At 72.6% G+C, this 20,059-nt stretch carries 20 protein-coding genes; 9 read left to right on the top strand and 11 right to left on the bottom strand.

Annotated elements, in window-relative coordinates:
• Positions 1-13: 13 nt before the first annotated feature.
• The 3 genes from EDF18_RS12780 to EDF18_RS12770 all read left to right on the top strand — a co-directional run bounded on the left by EDF18_RS12780 (position 14) and on the right by EDF18_RS12770 (position 3,060).
• Positions 14-1,345 carry a magnesium transporter MgtE N-terminal domain-containing protein gene (locus tag EDF18_RS12780; RefSeq protein WP_123548136.1) on the top strand — a complete coding sequence of 444 codons (1,332 nt, stop codon included), beginning with the start codon at positions 14-16 and terminating at the stop codon, positions 1,343-1,345.
• A complete protein-coding gene (locus tag EDF18_RS12775; protein ID WP_123548135.1) occupies positions 1,332-1,874 on the top strand; it encodes a DUF1003 domain-containing protein in 543 nt (180 codons plus the stop codon). Before EDF18_RS12780 ends, EDF18_RS12775 begins: the two co-directional genes overlap by 14 nt.
• A 64-nt stretch (positions 1,875-1,938) precedes the next feature.
• Positions 1,939-3,060 carry an Mrp/NBP35 family ATP-binding protein gene (locus EDF18_RS12770; RefSeq protein WP_233569172.1) on the top strand — a complete coding sequence of 374 codons (1,122 nt, stop codon included), beginning with the start codon at positions 1,939-1,941 and terminating at the stop codon, positions 3,058-3,060.
• 183 nt (positions 3,061-3,243) lie between these two features.
• Here the strand turns inward: EDF18_RS12770 and EDF18_RS16720 are convergent, their stop codons facing one another.
• Positions 3,244-3,366, bottom strand: a complete 123-nt coding sequence (locus tag EDF18_RS16720) for a hypothetical protein (RefSeq protein WP_255416193.1) — start codon at positions 3,364-3,366, stop codon at positions 3,244-3,246.
• A 243-nt stretch (positions 3,367-3,609) separates the two neighbouring features.
• On the opposite strand from EDF18_RS16720, the gene EDF18_RS12765 reads away from it, so the two are divergent.
• The gene (locus tag EDF18_RS12765) at positions 3,610-4,524 is read left to right on the top strand and encodes a LysR family transcriptional regulator (RefSeq protein ID WP_123548134.1); all 915 of its coding nucleotides are present in this window, start codon (positions 3,610-3,612) and stop codon (positions 4,522-4,524) included.
• A 46-nt stretch (positions 4,525-4,570) separates the two neighbouring features.
• Here the strand turns inward: EDF18_RS12765 and EDF18_RS12760 are convergent, their stop codons facing one another.
• On the bottom strand, positions 4,571-4,972 hold the full coding sequence (locus tag EDF18_RS12760) for a Sec-independent protein translocase TatB (protein ID WP_123548342.1): 402 nt from the start codon (positions 4,970-4,972) through the stop codon (positions 4,571-4,573).
• A 68-nt stretch (positions 4,973-5,040) separates the two neighbouring features.
• Between EDF18_RS12760 and EDF18_RS12755 the strand changes: the two genes are divergently transcribed.
• On the top strand, positions 5,041-5,667 hold the full coding sequence (locus EDF18_RS12755) for an O-methyltransferase (protein ID WP_166644796.1): 627 nt from the start codon (positions 5,041-5,043) through the stop codon (positions 5,665-5,667).
• Positions 5,668-5,788: 121 nt separating this feature from the next.
• Here the strand turns inward: EDF18_RS12755 and EDF18_RS12750 are convergent, their stop codons facing one another.
• The 3 genes from EDF18_RS12750 to dapE form a co-directional block, all read right to left on the bottom strand.
• Complete coding sequence (locus EDF18_RS12750; RefSeq protein ID WP_123548132.1) at positions 5,789-5,959, bottom strand: DUF3117 domain-containing protein; 171 nt, start codon at positions 5,957-5,959, stop codon at positions 5,789-5,791.
• An 85-nt stretch (positions 5,960-6,044) separates the two neighbouring features.
• Positions 6,045-7,319, bottom strand: a complete 1,275-nt coding sequence (locus EDF18_RS12745; RefSeq protein WP_233569126.1) for a hypothetical protein — start codon at positions 7,317-7,319, stop codon at positions 6,045-6,047.
• On the bottom strand, positions 7,304-8,380 hold the full coding sequence (dapE, locus tag EDF18_RS12740; RefSeq protein WP_123548131.1) for a succinyl-diaminopimelate desuccinylase: 1,077 nt from the start codon (positions 8,378-8,380) through the stop codon (positions 7,304-7,306). Before dapE ends, EDF18_RS12745 begins: the two co-directional genes overlap by 16 nt.
• A gap of 71 nt (positions 8,381-8,451) precedes the next feature.
• Here dapE and dapD point away from each other — a divergent pair, with 71 nt between their 5' ends.
• Entirely contained in the window at positions 8,452-9,420 is a 969-nt protein-coding gene (gene dapD, locus EDF18_RS12735) for a 2,3,4,5-tetrahydropyridine-2,6-dicarboxylate N-succinyltransferase (RefSeq protein ID WP_123548130.1), read from the top strand.
• 93 nt (positions 9,421-9,513) lie between these two features.
• Here dapD and EDF18_RS12730 read toward each other — a convergent pair whose 3' ends face one another.
• The 4 genes from EDF18_RS12730 to EDF18_RS12715 are packed head-to-tail and all read right to left on the bottom strand — an operon-like array spanning position 9,514 to position 13,661.
• Positions 9,514-10,809, bottom strand: coding sequence for a citrate synthase (locus tag EDF18_RS12730; RefSeq protein ID WP_123548129.1), 1,296 nt, complete (start codon positions 10,807-10,809; stop codon positions 9,514-9,516).
• A gap of 16 nt (positions 10,810-10,825) precedes the next feature.
• Positions 10,826-11,929 carry a succinyldiaminopimelate transaminase gene (gene dapC / locus EDF18_RS12725; RefSeq protein WP_369878358.1) on the bottom strand — a complete coding sequence of 368 codons (1,104 nt, stop codon included), beginning with the start codon at positions 11,927-11,929 and terminating at the stop codon, positions 10,826-10,828.
• A 10-nt stretch (positions 11,930-11,939) separates the two neighbouring features.
• Positions 11,940-12,266: a ferredoxin gene (fdxA, locus tag EDF18_RS12720; protein ID WP_123548127.1), complete on the bottom strand. Its 327-nt coding sequence runs from the start codon at positions 12,264-12,266 to the stop codon at positions 11,940-11,942.
• A gap of 39 nt (positions 12,267-12,305) precedes the next feature.
• On the bottom strand, positions 12,306-13,661 hold the full coding sequence (locus EDF18_RS12715; protein ID WP_123548126.1) for a PIG-L family deacetylase: 1,356 nt from the start codon (positions 13,659-13,661) through the stop codon (positions 12,306-12,308).
• A 134-nt stretch (positions 13,662-13,795) separates the two neighbouring features.
• On the opposite strand from EDF18_RS12715, the gene efeU reads away from it, so the two are divergent.
• Genes efeU through efeB form a run of 3 tightly spaced genes read left to right on the top strand, consistent with a single transcriptional unit; the run spans position 13,796 to position 17,249 of the window.
• Positions 13,796-14,689 carry an iron uptake transporter permease EfeU gene (efeU, locus tag EDF18_RS12710; RefSeq protein WP_123548125.1) on the top strand — a complete coding sequence of 298 codons (894 nt, stop codon included), beginning with the start codon at positions 13,796-13,798 and terminating at the stop codon, positions 14,687-14,689.
• Positions 14,686-15,879, top strand: coding sequence for an iron uptake system protein EfeO (efeO, locus tag EDF18_RS12705; protein WP_123548124.1), 1,194 nt, complete (start codon positions 14,686-14,688; stop codon positions 15,877-15,879). The genes efeU and efeO overlap by 4 nt, the downstream gene beginning before the upstream one ends.
• Before the next feature lie 20 nt (positions 15,880-15,899).
• A complete protein-coding gene (efeB, locus tag EDF18_RS12700) occupies positions 15,900-17,249 on the top strand; it encodes an iron uptake transporter deferrochelatase/peroxidase subunit (RefSeq protein ID WP_123548123.1) in 1,350 nt (449 codons plus the stop codon).
• A gap of 78 nt (positions 17,250-17,327) precedes the next feature.
• Here efeB and EDF18_RS12695 read toward each other — a convergent pair whose 3' ends face one another.
• Both EDF18_RS12695 and typA read right to left on the bottom strand, forming a co-directional pair.
• Positions 17,328-17,846, bottom strand: a complete 519-nt coding sequence (locus tag EDF18_RS12695; protein WP_123548122.1) for a hypothetical protein — start codon at positions 17,844-17,846, stop codon at positions 17,328-17,330.
• A 273-nt stretch (positions 17,847-18,119) separates the two neighbouring features.
• Positions 18,120-20,030: a translational GTPase TypA gene (gene typA, locus EDF18_RS12690; RefSeq protein ID WP_123548121.1), complete on the bottom strand. Its 1,911-nt coding sequence runs from the start codon at positions 20,028-20,030 to the stop codon at positions 18,120-18,122.
• Positions 20,031-20,059: the final 29 nt, after the last annotated feature.

The raw sequence follows: 20,059 nt of genomic DNA, 5'->3' as shown, positions 1-20,059 counted from the left end.
CTAACTTGGAGGCGTGAGCGCCACCAGAGTCTTCGTCGCCCGTCTCGCCGGGTGCTCCGTCTTCGACCCCGCCGGCGACAAGGTCGGCAAGGTGAGGGACGTCCTCGTCGTCTACCGCCGTGAGGACCCGCCTCGGGTCGTCGGCCTGATCGTCGAGGTGCCCGGCAAGCGCCGCGTCTTCGTCAGCATCGGCCGCGTCACGAGCATCGGCTCGGGGCAGATCATCACGAGCGGCACGATCACCCTGCGTCGCTTCGAGCAGCGCGGCGGCGAGACCCGCGTCATCGCCGAGATGCTCGGCCGACGGGTCTCCCTGCGCCGTGACGGCGGCCGCGCCGTGGTCGAGGACGTCGCGATCGACGAGGTCAGCGAGGGCGACTGGGAGATCGGCCAGCTGTTCCTGCGCCGCCCGAAGACCACGCCGTCGCCCTTCGGCAAGGGCCCCACCGCGTTCGCCACGTGGGAGGAGGTCGTCGAGGAGAACGAGCCCGGCGAGGCCCAGAGCGCCGAGCACCTCATCGCCGCCTACTCCGACCTCGTGCCCGCCGACCTCGCGAACACGCTGCTCGACCTCACCCCCGAGCGCCGCCTCGAGGTGGCCTCCGAGCTGTCCGACGACCGCCTGGCCGACGTGCTCGAGGAGCTGCCGGAGGACGAGCAGGTCGAGATCTTCTCCCAGCTCGACGACCAGCGCGCCGCGGGCGTGCTCGACCAGATGCAGCCCGACGACGCCGCCGACCTCATGTCCCAGCTCGGCGACGAGCGCAAGGAGCAGCTGCTCCAGCTGATGGAGCCCGAGGAGGCGGACGACGTCCGCATGCTGCTCAGCTACGACGCCGACACCGCCGGCGGCCTGATGACCACCGAGCCGGTGATCGTCTCGGCCGACGCCACGGTGGCCGAGGGCCTCGCGCTCATCCGCCGCCACGAGCTCGCGCCGGCGCTCGGCGCCGCGGTCTGCGTCACGCTGCCGCCGTACGAGCCGCCCACCGGCCGGTTCCTCGGCATGGTGCACTTCCAGCGGATGCTCCGCTACCCGCCCAACGAGCGCCTCGGCACCCTGCTCGACCAGCAGCTCGAACCGGTCCGCGTCGACGCGACGGCCCTCGAGGTGACGCGGGTCATGGCGACGTACAACCTCGTCAGCGTGCCCGTCGTCGACGCCGCCCACCGCCTCGTCGGGGTGGTGACCATCGACGACGTCCTGGACCACGTGCTGCCCGACGACTGGCGCAGCAACGACCAGGACAGACCGCTCAGCCGGTCCCGGGCGCGTGCCCGCCGCGCCCCCCTGACCACGACCCCGACGACGACCCCGAGGAGGACCACCGGTGGCACGCGATAACCGGAGCACGGTCCGACTCGACTCCCCCAAGGGCCTCCGCACGCGGGTGCTGCCGGGACGGCGCCGTGCGGGCCGCGATCGCTTCGGCCGCGCCACGGAGGCCATCGCCCGGGCCATGGGCACGCCGCAGTTCCTGCTCGCGCTCACGGGCTTCTGCGTCCTCTGGATGGTCTACAACACCACGGCGCCCGAGAGCATCCGCTTCGACAGCGCCGCGATCGGCTTCACGGCGCTGACCCTGATCCTGTCGCTGCAGGCGTCGTACGCCGCGCCCCTGATCCTCCTCGCGCAGAACCGGCAGGACGACCGCGACCGCGTGCAGTTCGAGCAGGACCGCCAGCGCGCCGAGCGCAACCTCGCCGACACCGAGTACCTCGCCCGCGAGGTCGTGGCCCTGCGGATCGCGATCCGCGACATGGCCAGCAAGGACTTCATCCGCGCCGAGCTGCGCAGCCTGCTCGACGAGATCGACCGCCGCGAGGACGAGTCGGCGGCGGCGACCACGACGGACGACGCGTCCCGTGGCTGACACCGGCACCGGGCTCGCAGGAGGCGCCTCCTCGGCTGCCGGCACGAGCTCCGCCGCCGATCGCGTGCGGACCGCGCTCGGGTCGGTGCTCGACCCGGAGATCCGCCGACCGGTCACCGAGCTGGACATGATCGGCGACGTGTCGGTCGACGCGGCGGGCGCGGCGACGGTCTCGGTGAAGCTGACCATCGTGGGCTGCCCCGCGGCCGACACGATCGAGCGCGACGTGCGGGCCGCGACGGCCTCGGTCGACGGCGTCACGGACGTGACGGTCGCCGTCACCGTCATGACGAAGGAGGAGCGGCACGCACTCACCGAGAAGCTCCGAGCCGGCCGGGGCGCCCGTGTGCAGCAGTTCGGGCCGGACTCGCTCACCCGCGTCATCGCGGTCACGAGCGGCAAGGGAGGGGTGGGCAAGTCGACCGTGACCGCCAACCTCGCCGTCTCGCTCGCGGCCCGCGGCCTCTCGGTCGGCATCGTCGACGCCGACGTCTACGGCTTCAGCATCCCGGGCCTGCTCGGCCTGGTCGGCCCGGACGGCGCCGCCGTCAAGCCCACGCAGGTCGACGACATGATCCTGCCCCCCGTGGCCCACGGGGTGAAGGTGATCTCGATCGGCATGTTCGTCGACGACTCGTCCGTCGCGGTGGCCTGGCGCGGCCCGATGCTGCACCGCACCATCCAGCAGTTCCTCACGGACGTGTTCTTCGGCGACCTCGACGTGCTGCTGCTCGACCTGCCGCCCGGCACGGGCGACGTCGCGATCTCGGTCGGGCAGCTGCTGCCCCACGCCGAGGTGCTTGTCGTGACGACGCCGCAGCCGGCGGCGGCCGACGTCGCCGAGCGCAGCGGCGTGGTGGCCCGCCAGACCGGCCAGCGCCTCCTCGGCGTGGTCGAGAACATGGCCGGGCTGGCTCAGCCCGACGGCTCCGTGCTCGAGCTGTTCGGCACGGGCGGCGGCGCCGAGACGGCACGCCGGCTCTCGGCCGGACAGGAGGCGGACGTGCCGCTGCTCGCCAGCGTGCCGCTGAGCCTCGGGCTGCGCGAGGGCGGCGACCAGGGCGCGCCCGTCGTCGTCGCGGCGCCCGACGACCCCGCGGCGCGGGTCATCGACGCGCTCGCGGGCACGCTCGCGGTGCGCCCGCGCAGCCTCGTCGGTCGCCGGCTGGGCCTCAGCGTCAGCTGACGGCGTCGGCGGACGGCATCCGGGTGCACGAGAGGCCCCCGTGCAGGTGCACGGGGGCCTCTCGGGTGTCTCGATCGCTCGCCTCTCGCGGGCTGGCGCGCTCAGGAGGAGACGCGGCCTGCCCGCCGGCTCGTCATCGGTTCCAGCACGGACCGACGGCGAGGGGAGGCGGCGACGAGCCGACTAGGACCAGCGGGTGAAGGTGCGGGTCGGGATGGCGCGGTAGCCGTCGCGGGCGACCGCGACGACGGATCCGACGATGCCGATGCTCGCAGCGACGGCCAGGACGATGATTCCGGTGAACATGTTCTTCTCTTTGTCTGCGCTGTCGCGCGGTGTGGGCAGGACGATCGACCGCATCCTGGACCAGGTCGTGCTGGGCACGACGACGGGTCTCGTAGGCGGTCGGTCAGCCTCGTTGCGGATGCTCGGGACCAGGTCGACCGAGCGGAGAGGGCATGGGGTCCCTCTGATGACAAGGTCAAGTCTGCGCCCTCACAAAGGGAAGTACAACCATGCTTTTCTACCGTGACACCGTAGAATCACTACATGGACGTCAAGAGGCTGGAACTGCTCCGGGAACTCGCCGAGCGGGGCAGCATCGCCGCGGTCGCCAAGGCGACGCACCGTACCCCCTCGGCCGTCTCGCAGCAGCTGAAGGTCCTCGAGAAGGAGGCCGGGGTCGCCCTGACCGAGCGGGTGGGCCGCGGCGTCGTCCTGACGGGCTCGGGCCGCGTCCTCGCCCAGACCGCCACCGACGTGGCCGTGGCCCTCGAGCGCGCCCAGGCCGTCTGGGCCGACTTCGTCGCGACGCCCCAGGGCGAGGTCACCCTCGCGACCTTCCCCACCGGCGGGCAGATGCTGCTGCCTGGCCTGCTCCGGACCATCGCCGAGACGCCGGGCCTCACGGTCGTGGCGACCGACCACGACCCGTCCATCCTCGAGTTCGCCGACCTCGCCGCCGACCACGACGTCGTCGTCGCGCACTCCCCCGATGGGCGCGCCTGGCGCGGGCGCGGACTCGTGACGGTCCCGCTGCTCACGGAGCCCCTCGACGTGGCGCTGCCGGCCGACCACCGACTCGCGGGACGAGCCTCGCTCTCGCCGGGCGACCTCGAGGGCGAGACGTGGATCGGGGTCCCGACCGACTTCCCGTTCGAGTGGGTCTACCGCGAGATCGAGCGCGTCACGGGCAGCCCCGTGCGCGTCGCCCAGCGCTTCAGCGACACCAAGGTGACCGAGTCGCTGGTGGGCGCCGGCCTCGGCATCGCCGTGCTGCCGCGGTTCACCGCGAAGGAGGCGCGGGACGACATGGTCCTGCTGCCACTCGAGAGCATCCGCGCCGTCCGCTACGTCTCGGTGCTGATGCGTCGCGACCGGGCGGAGCGCCCGTCCGTCCGCCGCGTCGTCGACGCCCTGCGCGCGGAGGCCTCGCGGGTCGCCGCACTGCACGGCGGGGTCTGACGCGGTGCTGCAGGACCCGAGCTGCGCGACCGGGGGCGGGGCAGGGCTAGGTCGCCTCGGCGTCCCACGGGGGGACCTCGCCGACGGCGAGCGGCTCGGGCGCCGGCCGCGGGCCGCCGCCCGGGAGCCCGACCGACACGGCAGCCGCCGTCGCCGGGGCCATCGCGCCCGACACGGGCTTGGTGGCGGCCTCGGGGGCGTCGAGGAGGGCGTCGCGGATGATGCGCCGCGGGTCGTACTGCCGCGGGTCGAGCTTCTGCCACTCGACCTCGTCGAACTCGGGCCCCATCTCGTCGCGCATGCGGGCCTTGGCACCGTTGGCCATGTCGCGCAGGCTGCGGACGAGCTGGGCCAGCTTCGAGGCGTAGCCGGGCAGCCGCTCGGGGCCGAGGAGGAAGACGGCGAGCACGCCGATCACCAAGAGCTTGTCGAACGTCAGACCGAACAGGGACACGCATGCAGACTAACGTCTGCCCCCGACAGCCAGCCCCTAGGCTTGGGCACCGAGGAGTGAGTGTGTCGCAGATCGAATCGAGCTGGAAGTTCGCGGAAGAACTCGTGACGGAGAGCGGACCGCTGGCCGAGGCTCGGCAGCACTCGCTCGAGGTCGGGGTCGAGGCCGTCTCCCCCGCCGTCGGCGCGCAGCTGGCCGTCGCCACCGCCTCGTCGCGGGCCCGCAGCATCATCGAGATCGGCACCGGGGTCGGCGTCAGCGGCCTCTGGCTGCTCGCCGGCGCGCCCGACGCGACGCTCACCTCCATCGACCGCGAGATCGAGCACCAGCAGGCGGCGCGCGACGCCTACCTGCGCGGCGGCGTGCCCGCCGCCCGGGTGCGCCTGATCACCGGCCGCGCCGCCGAGGTGCTGCCGCGCATGAACGAGAACAGCTACGACGTCGTCTTCGTCGACGCCGACCCCGGCTCGGTCATCGAGTACGTCGAGCACGGCCTCCGGATGGCCCGCCCCGGCGGCCTCGTGCTCGTCGCGCACGCGCTGTGGCACGGCGCGGTCGCCAACCCGGCGAGGCGCGATGCGACGACGACCGGGTTCCGCACCCTGCTCACCGAGGTCTCGACCTCGCCCGCCGTCATCAGCTCGTTGTCGACGGCCGGCGACGGCCTCCTCCAGCTCGTCAAGCGCTGACGGCCCCGAGCCCGTCGCTGGGCGCACGGCGTCCGCACGCACGCCGACGCCGTCCGCACGCACGCCGACGCCCCGCCGGCCTGGGCCGACGGGGCGTCGAGGGTGATGCGGGAGGTCGTGCCTAGTCGCCGACGACGTTCGCCAGCGCGTCGTGGAGCTCTCGTGCTTCGTCGTCGTTGACCGACACCACGAGGCGGCCGCCACCTTCGAGCGGAACGCGCACGATGATGAGACGGCCCTCCTTCACGGCCTCCATAGGCCCGTCGCCGGTCCTCGGCTTCATGGCTGCCATCAGATAGTCCCCTTTCGCGAAGATTCAGATCCCATTATCCGTGATTCTGCGGCTGACACCTAAACAAGAGGAGGCGTCACCCGGCTCACGGGGGCGTCCAGTCGTACCCGTCCACCCACCAGCACCAGTCGATCCAGAGCCACTGGCCCGCCACGGCGAGCAGCACGATCGCGACTCGCCAGACCCTCGAGCGCGGCAGCGCGAGCACGCCGAGCAGCGGGAACAGCGGCATCAGCAGGCGCCAGGTGCTCGACTGCGGGAAGAACACGGCGAGCAGGTAGAGCGCGTAGGCGAGGCTCCAGAGCCGCAGGTCGACACCGAGTCGGCGTCCCCACGGACTGAGCAGGAGCACTCCGAGGGCGATCACCGAGATCACCAGCAGAGCCACCCCCAGACCACCCGGGAACCACCAGTTCGCACCCTCGATCCAGGGCGTGAACGGCACCAGCGGGCCGTAGCCGATGTACGCCGAGCGCCAGGCGAGCTCCGTCTCGGTGTACGCGTCGAGCCTGCCGGTGACGAGTCCGGCGACGAGCAGCCAGCCGACCCCGAAGACCGCCGTCGCCACCGTGGCCGTCCCTGCGGCGAGCATCTCGCGGCCGGGGAACGGGTCGTCGCGTCGGCGCCACCAGCGCCAGATCGTGTGCAGGCCGAGCGCGAGGGCCAGCGGCAGGGCGCCCGGCCGCGTGAACGACATGACCAGCACCACCGGCAGCATCGCCACGTATCGCCGCTGCAGGAGCAGCAGCAGGGCCGCACAGAGCAGGAACAGGAACATCGACTCGGCGTACGCGACCTGCAGCAGCGGCGACAGCGGCGAGGCGCAGAACAGCACCACGCCGAAGAGCGCGGTGCCCTCGGGCAGCACACGTCGGAGGAGCTTGTAGAACAGGAGGGCCGTGCCGCCCGCGAAGACGGTCGACACGACGACGGCGAGGGTCGCGAAGGAGGCGCCGGTCAGCTCCATCAGACCGCGCACGAGGAACGGGTAGGCCGGCATGAACGCCCACGCGTTCTCGGCGACGTGGCCCGTCTCGGTGAGCGGCAGGGCCGACGGGTACCCCACGGCCGCGATGATGTAGTACCAGTGGCCGTCCCAGATGCTGGCGAAGCTCGCGTAGTCCGGGCTCGCGAGCGTCCAGGCGTTGGCGCCTTGCCGCTGCGCGAAGCTGACCAGCAGCGCCGTGCTGACGACGCGCGACAGCACGAACACGCCGAGCACGCGGGCCCACCACGGCAGCAGCCGCCAGCGGACGGTCAGCCAGCGGCGCGCGTCGGAGGCACGCGACGCCGGACGGCCCGACGACGCCGGACGGGTCGACGACGCCGGGGACGGCCGCGTGGTCAGGCCGTCAGCCACGCCCGCAGTCCGCGCTCGTTGTCGAGGATCTGCTGCACGGGCACGCGCTCGTCGTCGTGGTGGGCCAGCAGCGGGTCGCCGGGGCCGTAGTTGACCGCGGGCACGCCGAGGGCGGAGAAGCGGGCGACGTCGGTCCAGCCGTACTTCGGCTTCGCCTCGCCGCCGACGGCCTCGAGGAACTGCCGGGCCAGCGGGGCGTCGAGGCCGGGGCGGGCGCCCGGGGCGAGGTCGACGATCGTCACGTCGAAGTCGGCGAAGAGCTCGCGGACGTGCGCGACGGCCTCGTCCGCGCTGCGGCTCGGCGCGAAGCGGTAGTTGACGTGCACCATGCACTCGTCGGGGATGACGTTGCCGGCCACGCCGCCCGTGATCCCGACGGCGTTCAGCCCCTCGCGGTAGACGAGGCCGTCGACCTCGACCTCGCGCGCCTCGTACGCGGCCAGGCGGTCGAGGATCGGGGCGGCCGCGTGGATGGCGTTCGAGCCCACCCACGAGCGCGCGCTGTGCGACCGGGCGCCGAAGGTGCGGATCTCTGCCCGCAGGTTGCCGTTGCAGCCGCCCTCGACCTCGCTGCGGGTCGGCTCGCCGAGGATGGCGAAGTCGGCCTCGAGGAGGTGCGGGTGCAGCCGTGCGAGCCGCCCCAGCCCGTTGAGGGCGTCCGACACCTCTTCGTGGTCGTACCAGACCCACGTGACGTCGACCACGGGCTCCGTGAGCTCGACCGCGAGGCGGAGGTGGACGGCGCTGCCCGCCTTCATGTCGACGGTGCCGCGGCCCCACAGGTACTCGACCCCGTCGTCGTCGGTCTCGAACCGGGTGGGCAGGTTGTCGTTCAGCGGCACGGTGTCGATGTGTCCGGCGATGACCACGCGACTGTCGCGGCCGAGCTCCGTCCGGGCGACGATCGCGTCGCCGTCGCGGAACAGCGTGAGGTGCTCGTGCCCCTCGAGGGTCTGCCAGATCGAGTCGGCCACCGCCTGCTCGTTCCCGGAGACGGACTCGACGTCGCAGAGCTGGCGGGTGACGTCGACGGCGGACACGCTCAGGTCGAAGGGCGGCATGGACCCGAGTGTAGGGCCGGTGCCCGGCAGGTCGCCGGGCGGCGCCTCCCCGCCGCCCTACGATCGAGGGCATGACCACGGACACCCCCGCCGCCACCCACGCCCACGGGTACGGGCTCGCCACCGTCGCCAGCGACGGCAGCACGCTCGACACCTGGTTCCCCGCGCCGTCGCTCGGCCGGCTGCCCGCCGACCGCGACCCGGCCCTCGTGCCCGCCGAGATCGCGGACGCCGCCGGGCCCGACGCCCGTCGAGGCGTCGACCTCGTCCCGGTGACCGTCGAGATCGAGCTCGCCACGCCTCCGGCGTCCACCCCCGACGCCTACCTGCGGCTGCACCTCCTGAGCCACCTGCTCGTCGCGCCGAACACCATCGACCTCGACGGCGTCTTCGGCCACCTGCCCATCGTCGTCTGGACCAACGCCGGACCGGTGCACCCCGACGACTTCACGCGCCTCCGCCCGTCGCTGCAGCGCGCCGGGATCGCGACCACGGGCATCGACAAGTTCCCGCGGATGCTCGACTACGTCACCCCCGACCGCGTGCGCATCGCCGACGCCTCGCGGGTGCGCCTCGGCGCCCACCTCTCGCCCGGCACCACCGTGATGCACGAGGGCTTCGTCAACTTCAACGCGGGCACGCTCGGCGCGTCGATGGTCGAGGGCCGCATCTCGCAGGGCGTCGTCGTCGGCGACGGGTCGGACATCGGAGGCGGCGCCTCCATCATGGGGACCCTGTCGGGAGGCGGCACCCAGCGCATCACCATCGGCGAGCGCGCGCTGCTCGGCGCCAACGCCGGCATCGGCATCGCGATCGGCGACGACACCGTCGTCGAGGCCGGCCTCTACGTCACGGCGGGCACCAAGGTCGTCGTCGTGGGCGGCACGCCGACGAACGACGGCAAGCAGCAGACGGTCAAGGCCGTCGAGCTCTCGGGCCGCCCGGGGCTGCTGTTCCGCCGCAACTCGGTGACCGGCGCCGTCGAGGTGCTGCCGCGCAAGGGCCACGGCATCACGCTCAACTCGCAGCTGCACGCGTAGCCGCGAGGACAGGACGGGCGGGTCCGTCGTCCCCGGGTCGTCGTCGACGCCCGGTCACGACGGACCCGCCCGTCTGCGCTGCTGGTGCCGCTGCTAGCGCTGCGGCCAGTCGCGCTGGGTCTCGCCCAGGTACAGCTGCTGCGGGCGGCCGATCTTGGTCGCGGGATCCTGGTTCATCTCGCGCCAGTGGGCGATCCAGCCCGGCAGGCGGCCGATGGCGAACAGCACCGTGAACATGCGCGGAGGGAAGCCCATCGCCTTGTAGATCACGCCGGTGTAGAAGTCGACGTTGGGGTAGAGCTTGCGCTCGACGAAGTAGTCGTCGGCGAGGGCGATGTCCTCGAGCTCCATGGCGATGTCGAGCAGGTCGTCCTTGACGCCGAGGGCGGCCAGCACCTCGGTCGCGCTCTCCTTCACGAGGCGGGCGCGGGGGTCGAAGTTCTTGTACACCCGGTGGCCGAAGCCCATGAGCTTGACGCCGTCTTCCTTGTTCTTGACCCGCTCGACGAAGCGCTCGACGCCCTGGCCGCTGTCGCGGATCTCGGCGAGCATCGTGAGCACGGCCTCGTTCGCGCCGCCGTGAAGCGGGCCGTAGAGCGCGCTGATGCCGGCCGAGATGGACGAGAACATGTTCGCCTGCGTCGAGCCGACGAGGCGGACGGTCGACGTCGACGCGTTCTGCTCGTGGTCCTCGTGCAGGATGAGGAGGCGCTCCAGCGCCTTCGAGAGGACGGGGTTGACCTCGTACGGCTCGGCCATCGTGCCGAAGTTCAGCTTGAGGAAGTTGTCGACGAAGCTCAGCGAGTTGTCGGGGTAGAGGAACGCCTGGCCGAGGCTCTTCTTGTGCGCGTACGCGGCGATGACCGGCAACTTCGCGAGCAGGCGGATGGTCTGCAGCTCGACCTGGGCAGGGTCGCTGACGCTCATCGACCCCTCGTAGAAGGTGCCGAGCGCGCCCACGGCGCTCGAGAGCACGGACATGGGGTGCGCGTTGTGCGGCAGCGCGTCGAAGAAGCGGCGGAGGTCTTCGTGCAGCAGGGTGTGGCGGCGGATGCGGGCGTCGAAGTCGGCGAGCTCGTCGGCGGTGGGCAGCTCGCCGTAGATGAGCAGCCACGCGGTCTCGAGGTAGGTCGAGTTCTCGGCCACCTGCTCGATCGGGTAGCCGCGATAGCGCAGGATCCCCTCGTCACCGTCGATGTAGGTGATCTTCGAGCGGGTCGCGGACGTGTTCACGAACCCCGTGTCGAGGGTCGTGTAGCCGGTCTGCTTGGTGAAGCTCGAGATGTCGATCGACGAGGCACCCTGGGTGCTCGGCACGATCGGGAACTCGGCCGTCCCCCCCGGGAACTGCAGCGTGGCCTTCTGGGCGTCGTTGGCAGGATCAGTCACCCTGTCACCCTAGCGGTCAGCCCTGGAGGCGCTCCACGGCCGCGGCGATCTGCTCGTCCGTCGTCGTGAGGGCGACCCGCACGTGGCGCCCGCCGTCCACGCCGTAGAAGCTTCCCGGGGCGACGAGCACGCCGCGCTCGGCGAACCAGTCGACGCTCGTCCAGCAGTCCTCGTCGCGGGTGGCCCACAGGTAGAGCCCGGCCTCGCTGTGGTCGATGCGGAACCCCGCGGCCTCGAGCGCCGGTGCCAGGGCCGCGCGACGGGCCCGGTAGCGCTCCTTCTGCTCACGCACGTGCGCCTCGTCGCCGAGGGCTGCACGCATGGCCTCCTGCACCGGGGCGGGCGGCATGAGGCCGGCGTGCTTGCGCACGGCCAGGAGCTGGCCGATCACGTGGTCGCAGCCGGCCACGAAGCCGGCCCGGTAGCCCGCGAGGTTCGACTGCTTGCTGAGGGAGTAGACGCTGACGACGCCGCGCAGGTCGTCGCCGACGACCCTCGGGTCGAGGATGCAGGGCGTCGGGCTGTCGGCCCACTCGCCCTCCCAGCCGAGCTCCGCGTAGCACTCGTCGCCGGCGACGACGGCGCCGAGCTCGCGGCCGCGCGCCACGACGGCACGCAGGTGCTCGTGGTCGAGGACGGCTCCGTCGGGGTTGCCGGGGCTGTTCACCCAGATCAGCCGGGTCGACCCAGGCCACTCGGCGGGGTCGTCGCTGGCCAGCACGTCGGCGCCGACGAGCGCCGCGCCGAGCGCGTAGGTCGGGTAGGCGGCGACGGGGTGCACGACGGTGTCGCCGGGGCCGAGGCCGAGCCAGAGGGCCATGCCCGCGATGAGCTCCTTGGAGCCGATCGTGGGCAGGACGTTCGCGTCCTGCAGGCCGGACACGCCCCTCCTGCGCTCGTACCACTCGGCGACGGCCGCCCGCAGCGCGGGGGTGCCGGCGACCTGGGGGTAGGCGTGGGCGTCGGTCGCGGCCGAGAGGGCCCTGGCGACGACCTCGGGGGTCGGGTCGACGGGCGAGCCGACCGAGAGGTCGACGATGCCGCCCTCGTGCCGACGGGCGACGGCGGCCGCCGCCGCGAGCGAGTCCCAGGGGAAGTCGGGCAGCGACAGCGCCACGATCGACCGGGGCCTAGGCCTGCGCGCCCTGCGGGGGCAGGGCGGAGATCACGGGGTGGTCGCCCGCGATGACGCCGACCTTCGCCGCACCGCCGGGCGAGCCGATCTCGTCGAAGAACTCGACGTTGGCCTTGTAGTACTCGGCCCACTTGTCGGGCAGGTCGTCCTCGTAGTAGATCGCCTCGACGGGGCACACGGGCTCGCAGGCGCCGCAGTCGACGCATTCGTCGGGGTGGATGTAGAGCGAGCGTTCGCCCTCGTAGATGCAGTCGACGGGGCACTCGTCGATGCAGGCACGGTCTTTGACATCCACACAGGGCAGTGCGATCACATACGTCACGTTCGGGGGGTTCCCTTCACCTCGGGCAGAGGGTCCAGCCTAGCGCGCCGTCGGCTGGGTGCCGGCGGAGGAGGCGGTGGGCGCGGAGTCGGACGCGGTCGACGACGCGGCGGTCGACCCGGCGTCGGGCCCGGCGCCCCGCTGCGGCAGGGTCGGCCAGGCGATCACGACCATCGCGATGAGCAGGGGGCCGAAGGTCCACGCGTAGCCGGGGCCGTTCGCCGGCACGAGCGCCGAGCCGCCCGCACCCGGCTGGGACAGCAGCGCGGCGGCGCCGAGCAGGCCGAGCGCGACCGCGACCGCGACGACGCGGGAGCCGAAGAGGAGGCGCATGCCGGCCAGCAGCGCCGCGGCCATCACCAGCGACAGGACGAGGCCGGACCAGATCGGCGCGCCGGCGACGGTGACGGTGCCCTGGTGGGCGACCGTGCCGAGGGCCCCGAAGACGGCCCCCGCCGCGAGGGCGAGCACCGTGGTCGCCACGCGGCCGCCGGTGCTCATGTCGGCGAACTCGGAGGCGCCGGCAGGGCCGGACGCCCGGGAGTCGGGCTCCGGCACGAAGCGGAACGACTCGCTCGTGCCCACGGGCTGGACCGCGCCGTGGGGGAAGAGGATGCCCGCCGCGCCCCGGGGCAGGTCGACGACCTCGACCTGCGTCCGGTAGCGGCGCAGGGCGGCCAGACGACGCGCGGTCGAGGCGCGGACGTCGACCGTGCGGACCGAGTCGTCGGCGGCGAGCGCCTCGGCCTCGGCCCCCGTGGCCTGTTCGGCGCCGGCGACGACGGCGAAGAAGGGCACCTCGGCCAGGCGCGCGACGCGCACGGCGGCCCGGTTGGCCCGGACGTGGTCGGGGTGGTGGTAGCCGCCGTCCTCGTCGTAGCTGACGATCGCCGTCGGCCGCACGGACTCGACCACGGCCTGCAGGTCGGACACGATCTCGCCGAACTCGGCCGCGCAGAAGGCGGCGCCGTGCAGGTCGGGGGTAGGGCCGGCCACGCCGTCCGACCGCCAGACCATGCCGCTGTCGCGGTAGACCCTCGCCGGCAGCCCGTGGGTGCGCGCCTCCGGGTCGCCGAGGAACCGGTGGTCGCGGACGCCGAGGTCGCGCATCGCCTCCGCGATCTCGCCCTCGCGGTGCGCGGCGAGGGCGGCTTCGTCACCGCGGAGCCGAGCCAGGTCGTCGGGCATGACCTCGCCGAGCTCGCCGCGGGTGCAGGTGACGATCGTCACCTCGGCGCCGGCGTCGACGAGGGCGGCGATCGTGCCGCCCGTCGCGATCGTCTCGTCGTCCGGGTGCGCGTGCACGAAGAGGACCCGCTCGGCCCGCAGGGCGGAGGGCTGGCCGGGGCGGGCATCGCCCTGGCGGGCATCGGAGGCGGAGCCGAAGTACGTCATCACTGGACAGGATATGCCGCCCCGCACTATGGTCGGTCCGGCCCGGGAAGCTGGTGAGGTTAGCCTAACCAAACTACCCGGACCGGTCGCGGTCACCCCACCGCCGCACGCCCTCCTCTCGAAAGCCGTCGCCCGTGCTCGCCAACTACCTCATCGGACTCCGCGAGGGCCTCGAGGCCGCCCTCGTCGTGGGCATCCTCATCGCCGCCGTCGTCGTGCTCGGCCGCCGGGACGTCCTCCCCCGCCTCTGGCTGGGCGTGGCCGCCGCCGTCGTCCTCTCGCTCGGCCTCGGGGCCGTGCTCACCTTCGGCGCGTACGGCCTGACGTTCCAGGCCCAGGAGATCATCGGCGGCGGCCTCTCGGTCGTCGCCGTCGGGTTCGTCACCTGGATGGTCTTCTGGATGGCCCGGACGGCGCGCAGCATGCGCGGCGAGCTCGAGTCGAGCCTCGACCGCGCGATCGCCGGCGGAGCCTGGGCGGTCGTCGCGCTCGCCTTCCTGTCGGTCGGGCGCGAGGGCATCGAGACGGCCCTGTTCGTCTGGGCGACGGTGCAGTCGACCGGAGGCGGCGAGGCACCGGTCGTGGGCGCCCTGCTCGGCATCCTCACGGCCGTCGCGATCGAGGTCGCGATCTACCGCGGGGTCGTCCGCCTCGACCTCCGTCGGTTCTTCACGGTCACCGGGTACCTGCTCGTGCTCGTCGCGGCCGGGGTGCTCGCCTACGGGGTGGGAGACCTGCAGGAGGCGGGCGTGCTGCCGGGCCGCACCTCCCTCGCCTTCGACGTCAGCGCCGCCGTGCCCCCGACGAGCTGGTGGGGCACCCTGCTGCAGGGCCTCGTCAACTTCACCCCGACGCCGAGCTGGCTGCAGGCCGGCGTCTGGCTCTCCTACCTCGCCGTCGTCGTCCCGCTCTTCGCGCGCGCCACCCGTGGCCGCGCGCCCCGTCCGGCGGAGGCGACCCCCGCCTCGCCGAGCGGCTCCCCCACCGACCGTCCCACCACCCGCACGACCGCAGGAGCACCACGATGACCCCTCGCCCCCTCGCCCTCGTCTCCGGCGCGGCGCTCGTCGCGCTCGCCCTGACCGGCTGCGTCGCGAACTCCCCCGGCGGTGCCGCCACCGCCGGCGCGACCGTCGTCACGGTCGACGGGAACGCCGACGCGTGCGCGCTCTCGGCCACGACGGCGCCGAGCGGCCCCGTCACGTTCACCGTGACGAACACGGGCGACGACAACACCGAGTTCGAGCTGCTCGCCTCCGACGGCCTGCGCATCATCAGCGAGAAGGAGAACATCGGGCCGGGCACCAGCGCCTCGATGACCGTCGCCGTGCAGCCCGGCGACTACGTCACGGCGTGCATCCCCGGCCTCGTCGGCGAGGGCGTCCGCGCCCCGTTCACGGTGACCGACTCGGGCGCCGACGTGACCCCCGTGGGGACCGAGAAGGAGCAGGTCGACGCCGCGGCCGCCGCGTACCTCGGCTACGTGAAGGACCAGGTCGGCCAGCTCGTCCCCGCGACCCAGGCCTTCCTCGACGCGTACACGACCGGCGACGACGACCTCGCGCGGAGCCTCTACCCCACCGCCCGCGCGTACTACGAGCGCATCGAGCCCGTCGCCGAGTCGTTCGGCGACCTCGACCCGAAGATCGACTTCCGCGAGGCCGACGTCGAACCCGGCACCGAGTGGACCGGCTGGCACCGGATCGAGAAGGACCTCTGGCAGCCGACCGCCGACGAGAACGGCGGTGAGGCGTACACGCCCCTGACCCCGGACGAGCGCACCCGCTTCGCCGGCCTGCTCACGTCGGACACGGCCGAGCTGCAGTCGGCCGTCACGGCGAGCGGTTTCTCGATCAGCATCGACACGATCAGCAACGGCGCCGTCGGCCTGATGGACGAGGTCGCCACCGGCAAGATCACCGGCGAGGAGGAGATCTGGTCGCACACCGACCTCTGGGACTTCCAGGGCAACCTCGAGGGCGCCCGCGTCGCCTACGAGGGCGTGCGCGACATCGTCGCCGACAAGGACCCGGAGCTCGTGGACCGCATCGACTCGCGCCTCACGGCCCTCGAGGACCTGCTCTCGTCGTACGGCAGCCTCGAGGCCGGCTACCCCTCGTACACGGAGCTGACCGACGCCGACAAGAAGGCGCTCAGCGACGCCGTCAACGCCCTGAGCGAGCCCCTCAGCGAGCTCACCTCGACCCTGGTCGGCTGACGGGTGCGCGAGGGCGGACGATGACGGACGAGGAGGCGCGGGGAGCGACGAGCGAGGGGGCTGCGGCCGACGAGGCCGCCGGCGGAGGCGCCCCGGCACGCGGGCTCTCGCGCCGCGGCCTGCTGGGCCTGATCGGCACCGGCGTCGGCGCGGGCGCCCTGGGCGTCGGGGTCGGGGTCGGCAGCGACCGGGCCCTGCAGGCGCACGCGCAGGGCACCTCGGGCGCCGCGGCACGCTACCCCTTCGCCGGCCGCCACCAATCGGGCATCACGACCGCGGCCCAGGACCGGCTGCACTTCGCCTCGTTCGACATGGCCGCAGGCACCACCCGGCGCGACCTCGTCGAGTTGCTGCAGGACTGGAGCGCGGCCGCCGCCCGCCTCGCCCAGGGCCTCGACGTCAGCGAGGCGGGGGCGACCGGAGGATCGCCCCTCGCGCCGCCCGACGACACCGGGGAGGCGACGGGACTGCCGGCCGCCGGGCTCACGATCACGATCGGGTTCGGCCCGACCCTGTTCACGGACGCGACCGGCACCGACCGCTACGGCATCGCCTCGCAGCGGCCCGCCGCCCTCGTCGACCTGCCCCACTTCTCGGGCGACCAGCTCGAGGAGGCGCTGACCGGCGGGGACCTGTGCGTCCAGGCCTGCAGCGACGACCCCCAGGTCGCCGTGCACGCCGTGCGGAACCTGTCGCGGATCGCCTTCGGCCGGGCCTCACTGCGCTGGTCGCAGCTCGGCTTCGGCCGCACCTCGTCGACGACCCGGGGCCAGTCGACGCCGCGCAACCTGTTCGGGTTCAAGGACGGCACGGCGAACCTGCGCGCCGAGGACGGCGGCGCCGTCGAGGAGGGCGTCTGGGCTGCCGGCAGCGACGGCGCCGACTGGATGGACGGCGGCTCCTACCTCGTCGCGCGCAAGATCCGCATGACGATCGAGACCTGGGACCACGCCTCGCTCGCCGAGCAGCAGACGGTCGTCGGGCGCGACAAGGGCGAGGGTGCACCGCTCTCGGGCGGCTCGGAGTTCACGGCCCCCGACTTCGCGGCCGTGTCCGCCGACGGCTCGGGACCGGCCATCGCCGTGGACTCGCACGTGGCGCTCGCCCACCCCGACCAGAACGGCGGGGCGACCCTGCTGCGCCGCGGCTACAACTTCGTCGACGGCAACGACTCGCTCGGGCGGCTCGACGCCGGGCTCTTCTTCATCGCGTTCCAGCGGGACCCCCGACGCCAGTTCGTGCCGATCCAGACGGCGCTCGCGCGGAACGACCGGATGAACGAGTACCTGAAGCACGTCGGCTCGGGCATCTTCGCCGTGCCGCCGGGGGCGAGCCAGGGCGGCTGGGTCGGCGAGACCCTGCTGGGCTGAGGCGCGCCTCCTGCGGGAGGGCTCGGAGGGGCCCTTGGCAGGGCCTGGTCGACGCCTCGACCGGACAGGCGCGACGGGCTAGACGGGCGTGACGACGTAGGTCGCGACGACCGCGCTGTCGGAGGCCTGCGTCGTGAGCGTCAGCAGCACGCGGTAGGTGGCTCCGGTGAACGTGCCGAGCGCGGTGTCGCCGTCGACGTTCACCCCGCTGGCCGTGTAGCCGGCGCCCTCGAGCTGGGTCTGAGCCGTGGCGAAGTCGTCGAGGCTGCCGACGGTGAGCTGGGCGACCCAGCCGGTGCCCTCGGGGCCCGCTCCCCCGCCGCGGACCGTGCCGTCGAGCAGGGGCACGTCGGCCGGGAACGACTCGGGCAGGGTGCCGTCGGTCGACACGCTCGCGCCGCCGAGCACGTCGCCCACCGCGTCCTCGACGGTGCCGCGCACGCTCTCGACGCCCTGGTCGACGGCGCTGCCCACGATGTTGTCGACCATCGAGCCGTCGCCGCAGGCGGCCAGGCCGACGACGACCCCGCCGGCCAGGAGCAGGGCGGAGGCGGAGCGGACGAGGCGGGTGCGGGGAGTGCGGGTCAGCGTGGTCACGGCGACGACCGTAGCGCCCGCCGCTGTGCGGAGCCGTGGAACGTGCGGCCCCTGCAGCCGCCCCCGTTCATGTCGGGGGCGGGTCATCTGCGCCGAGGGCGGGTCGCCGGCTACCCGCCCCCGGTGACGATGACCCGCCCCCGACGTACTCGGCGCTCCGTGCAAGGCGGGGCGGGCGATCGTGCTGCGTGGGCAGACAGCGAAGGAGGCGCCCCGCACTGCTGCGGGGCGCCTCCTTCGTGACCTGGCCGGGTCGGCCCGATCGGGTGCTGGTTACGCGTTCTGCTTCTTGAGGCGAGCCGTGCTGCGCTGGCGGGCGCTGGCGTCGAGCTCGACCTTGCGGATGCGGATGGCGTCGGGGGTGACCTCGACGCACTCGTCGTCACCGGCGAACTCGAGCGCCTCCTCGAGCGACAGCACCTTGGAGGGGGTCATCGACTCGAAGTTGTCGGCAGTCGACTGACGCATGTTGGTCAGCTTCTTCTCCTTGGTGATGTTGACGTCCATGTCGTCGGCGCGCGAGTTCTCGCCCACGACCATGCCCTCGTAGACCTCTTCGGTCGGCTGCACGAAGAACGTCATGCGCTCCTGCAGGTTGATGATCGCGAAGGGCGTGACGACGCCGGAGCGGTCGGCGATGATCGAGCCGTTGGTGCGGGTCGAGATCTCGCCGGCCCAGGGGCCGTAGCCGTGGCTGATGCCGTTGGCGATGCCCGTGCCGCGGGTGTCGGTGAGGAACTGCGTGCGGAAGCCGATCAGGCCGCGCGACGGGACGATGAACTCCATGCGGACCCAGCCCGAGCCGTGGTTCGCCATGTTCTCCATGCGGCCCTTGCGGGCGGCCATCAGCTGCGTGATCGCGCCGAGCCACTCGTCGGGCACGTCGATCGTCATGTGCTCGAACGGCTCCTGGAGCTTGCCGTTCTCGTCACGACGGGTGACGACCTGGGGCTTGCCGACGGTGAGCTCGAAGCCCTCGCGACGCATCTGCTCGACGAGGATGGCCAGCGCGAGCTCGCCGCGGCCCTGGACCTCCCACGCGTCGGGGCGTCCGATGTCGACGACCTTGAGCGAGACGTTGCCGATCAGCTCGCGGTCGAGGCGGTCCTTGACCATGCGCGCGGTCAGCTTGTGCCCCTTGACCTTGCCGATGATGGGCGACGTGTTGGTGCCGATCGTCATCGAGATGGCGGGGTCGTCGACCGTGATGGTCGGCAGCGGCCGCACGTCGTCGGGGTCGGAGAGGGTCTCGCCGATGGTGATCGTGTCGAAGCCGGCGACCGCGACGATGTCGCCGGGGCCAGCGCTCTCGGCCGGGTAGCGACTGAGGGCCTTCGTGATGAGCAGCTCGGTGATGCGGGCGTTCGCGACGGTGCCGTCGGCCTTGACCCAGGCGACGGTCTGGCCCTTCTTCAGGGTGCCGTGGAAGACGCGGAGGAGCGCGAGGCGACCGAGGAACGGCGAGGCGTCGAGGTTGGTGACGTGCGCCTGCAGAGGGTGCTCGTCGTCGTAGGTCGGCGCAGGCACGTGCGTGAGGATCGCGTCGAACAGCGGCTCGAGGTCGTCGTTGTCGGGCAGCGAGCCGTCGGCGGGCTTGTTGACGGACGCGGCGCCGTTGCGGCCGGACGCGTAGACGACGGGCACGTTGAGGATGGCGTCGAGGTCGAGGTCGTCGACCTCTTCGCTCAGGTCGCTGGCGAGGCCGAGGAGCAGGTCCTGGCTCTCGGCGACGACCTCGTCGATGCGCGCGTCGGGACGGTCGGTCTTGTTGACCAGCAGGATGACGGGGAGCTTGGCCGCGAGGGCCTTGCGGAGCACGAAGCGCGTCTGGGGCAGGGGGCCCTCGGACGCGTCGACCAGCAGGACGACGCCGTCGACCATGGACAGGCCGCGCTCGACCTCGCCGCCGAAGTCGGCGTGGCCGGGGGTGTCGATCACGTTGATGGTGATCGGGCCGTCGGTCGCGTGGGCACCGTTGTAGAGCACCGCGGTGTTCTTCGCGAGGATCGTGATGCCCTTCTCGCGCTCGAGCTCGTTCGAGTCCATCATGCGGTCTTCGGTGTCGAAGTGCGCGTCGAACGAGTTCGTCTGCTTGAGCATGGCGTCGACGAGGGTCGTCTTGCCGTGGTCGACGTGGGCCACGATCGCCACGTTGCGCAGGTCGCTGCGGATGGCAGTCGCCATGGATGAATTCCTTACGAGAAGAGTCAGGG

It is taken from the genome of Frigoribacterium sp. PhB107 (genome assembly GCF_003751515.1).
GTDB lineage: Bacteria > Actinomycetota > Actinomycetes > Actinomycetales > Microbacteriaceae > Frigoribacterium.
Note: the sequence above shows the minus strand (reverse complement) of the source record. Positions and strands in the feature narration are given on the sequence as shown.

What these genes read in the sequence shown, in the direction of transcription:
- EDF18_RS12750 (WP_123548132.1), bottom strand. Translation starts at nt 5,959, where the DNA reads ATGGCAGCCATGAAGCCGAGGACCGGCGACGGGCCTATGGAGGCCGTG.
- EDF18_RS16720 (WP_255416193.1), bottom strand. Translation starts at nt 3,366, where the DNA reads ATGTTCACCGGAATCATCGTCCTGGCCGTCGCTGCGAGCATCGGCATC.
- typA (WP_123548121.1), bottom strand. Translation starts at nt 20,030, where the DNA reads ATGGCGACTGCCATCCGCAGCGACCTGCGCAACGTGGCGATCGTGGCC.
- efeB (WP_123548123.1), top strand. Translation starts at nt 15,900, where the DNA reads ATGACGGACGAGGAGGCGCGGGGAGCGACGAGCGAGGGGGCTGCGGCC.
- EDF18_RS12765 (WP_123548134.1), top strand. Translation starts at nt 3,610, where the DNA reads ATGGACGTCAAGAGGCTGGAACTGCTCCGGGAACTCGCCGAGCGGGGC.
- efeO (WP_123548124.1), top strand. Translation starts at nt 14,686, where the DNA reads ATGACCCCTCGCCCCCTCGCCCTCGTCTCCGGCGCGGCGCTCGTCGCG.
- dapD (WP_123548130.1), top strand. Translation starts at nt 8,452, where the DNA reads ATGACCACGGACACCCCCGCCGCCACCCACGCCCACGGGTACGGGCTC.
- EDF18_RS12715 (WP_123548126.1), bottom strand. Translation starts at nt 13,661, where the DNA reads ATGACGTACTTCGGCTCCGCCTCCGATGCCCGCCAGGGCGATGCCCGC.
- dapE (WP_123548131.1), bottom strand. Translation starts at nt 8,380, where the DNA reads ATGCCGCCCTTCGACCTGAGCGTGTCCGCCGTCGACGTCACCCGCCAG.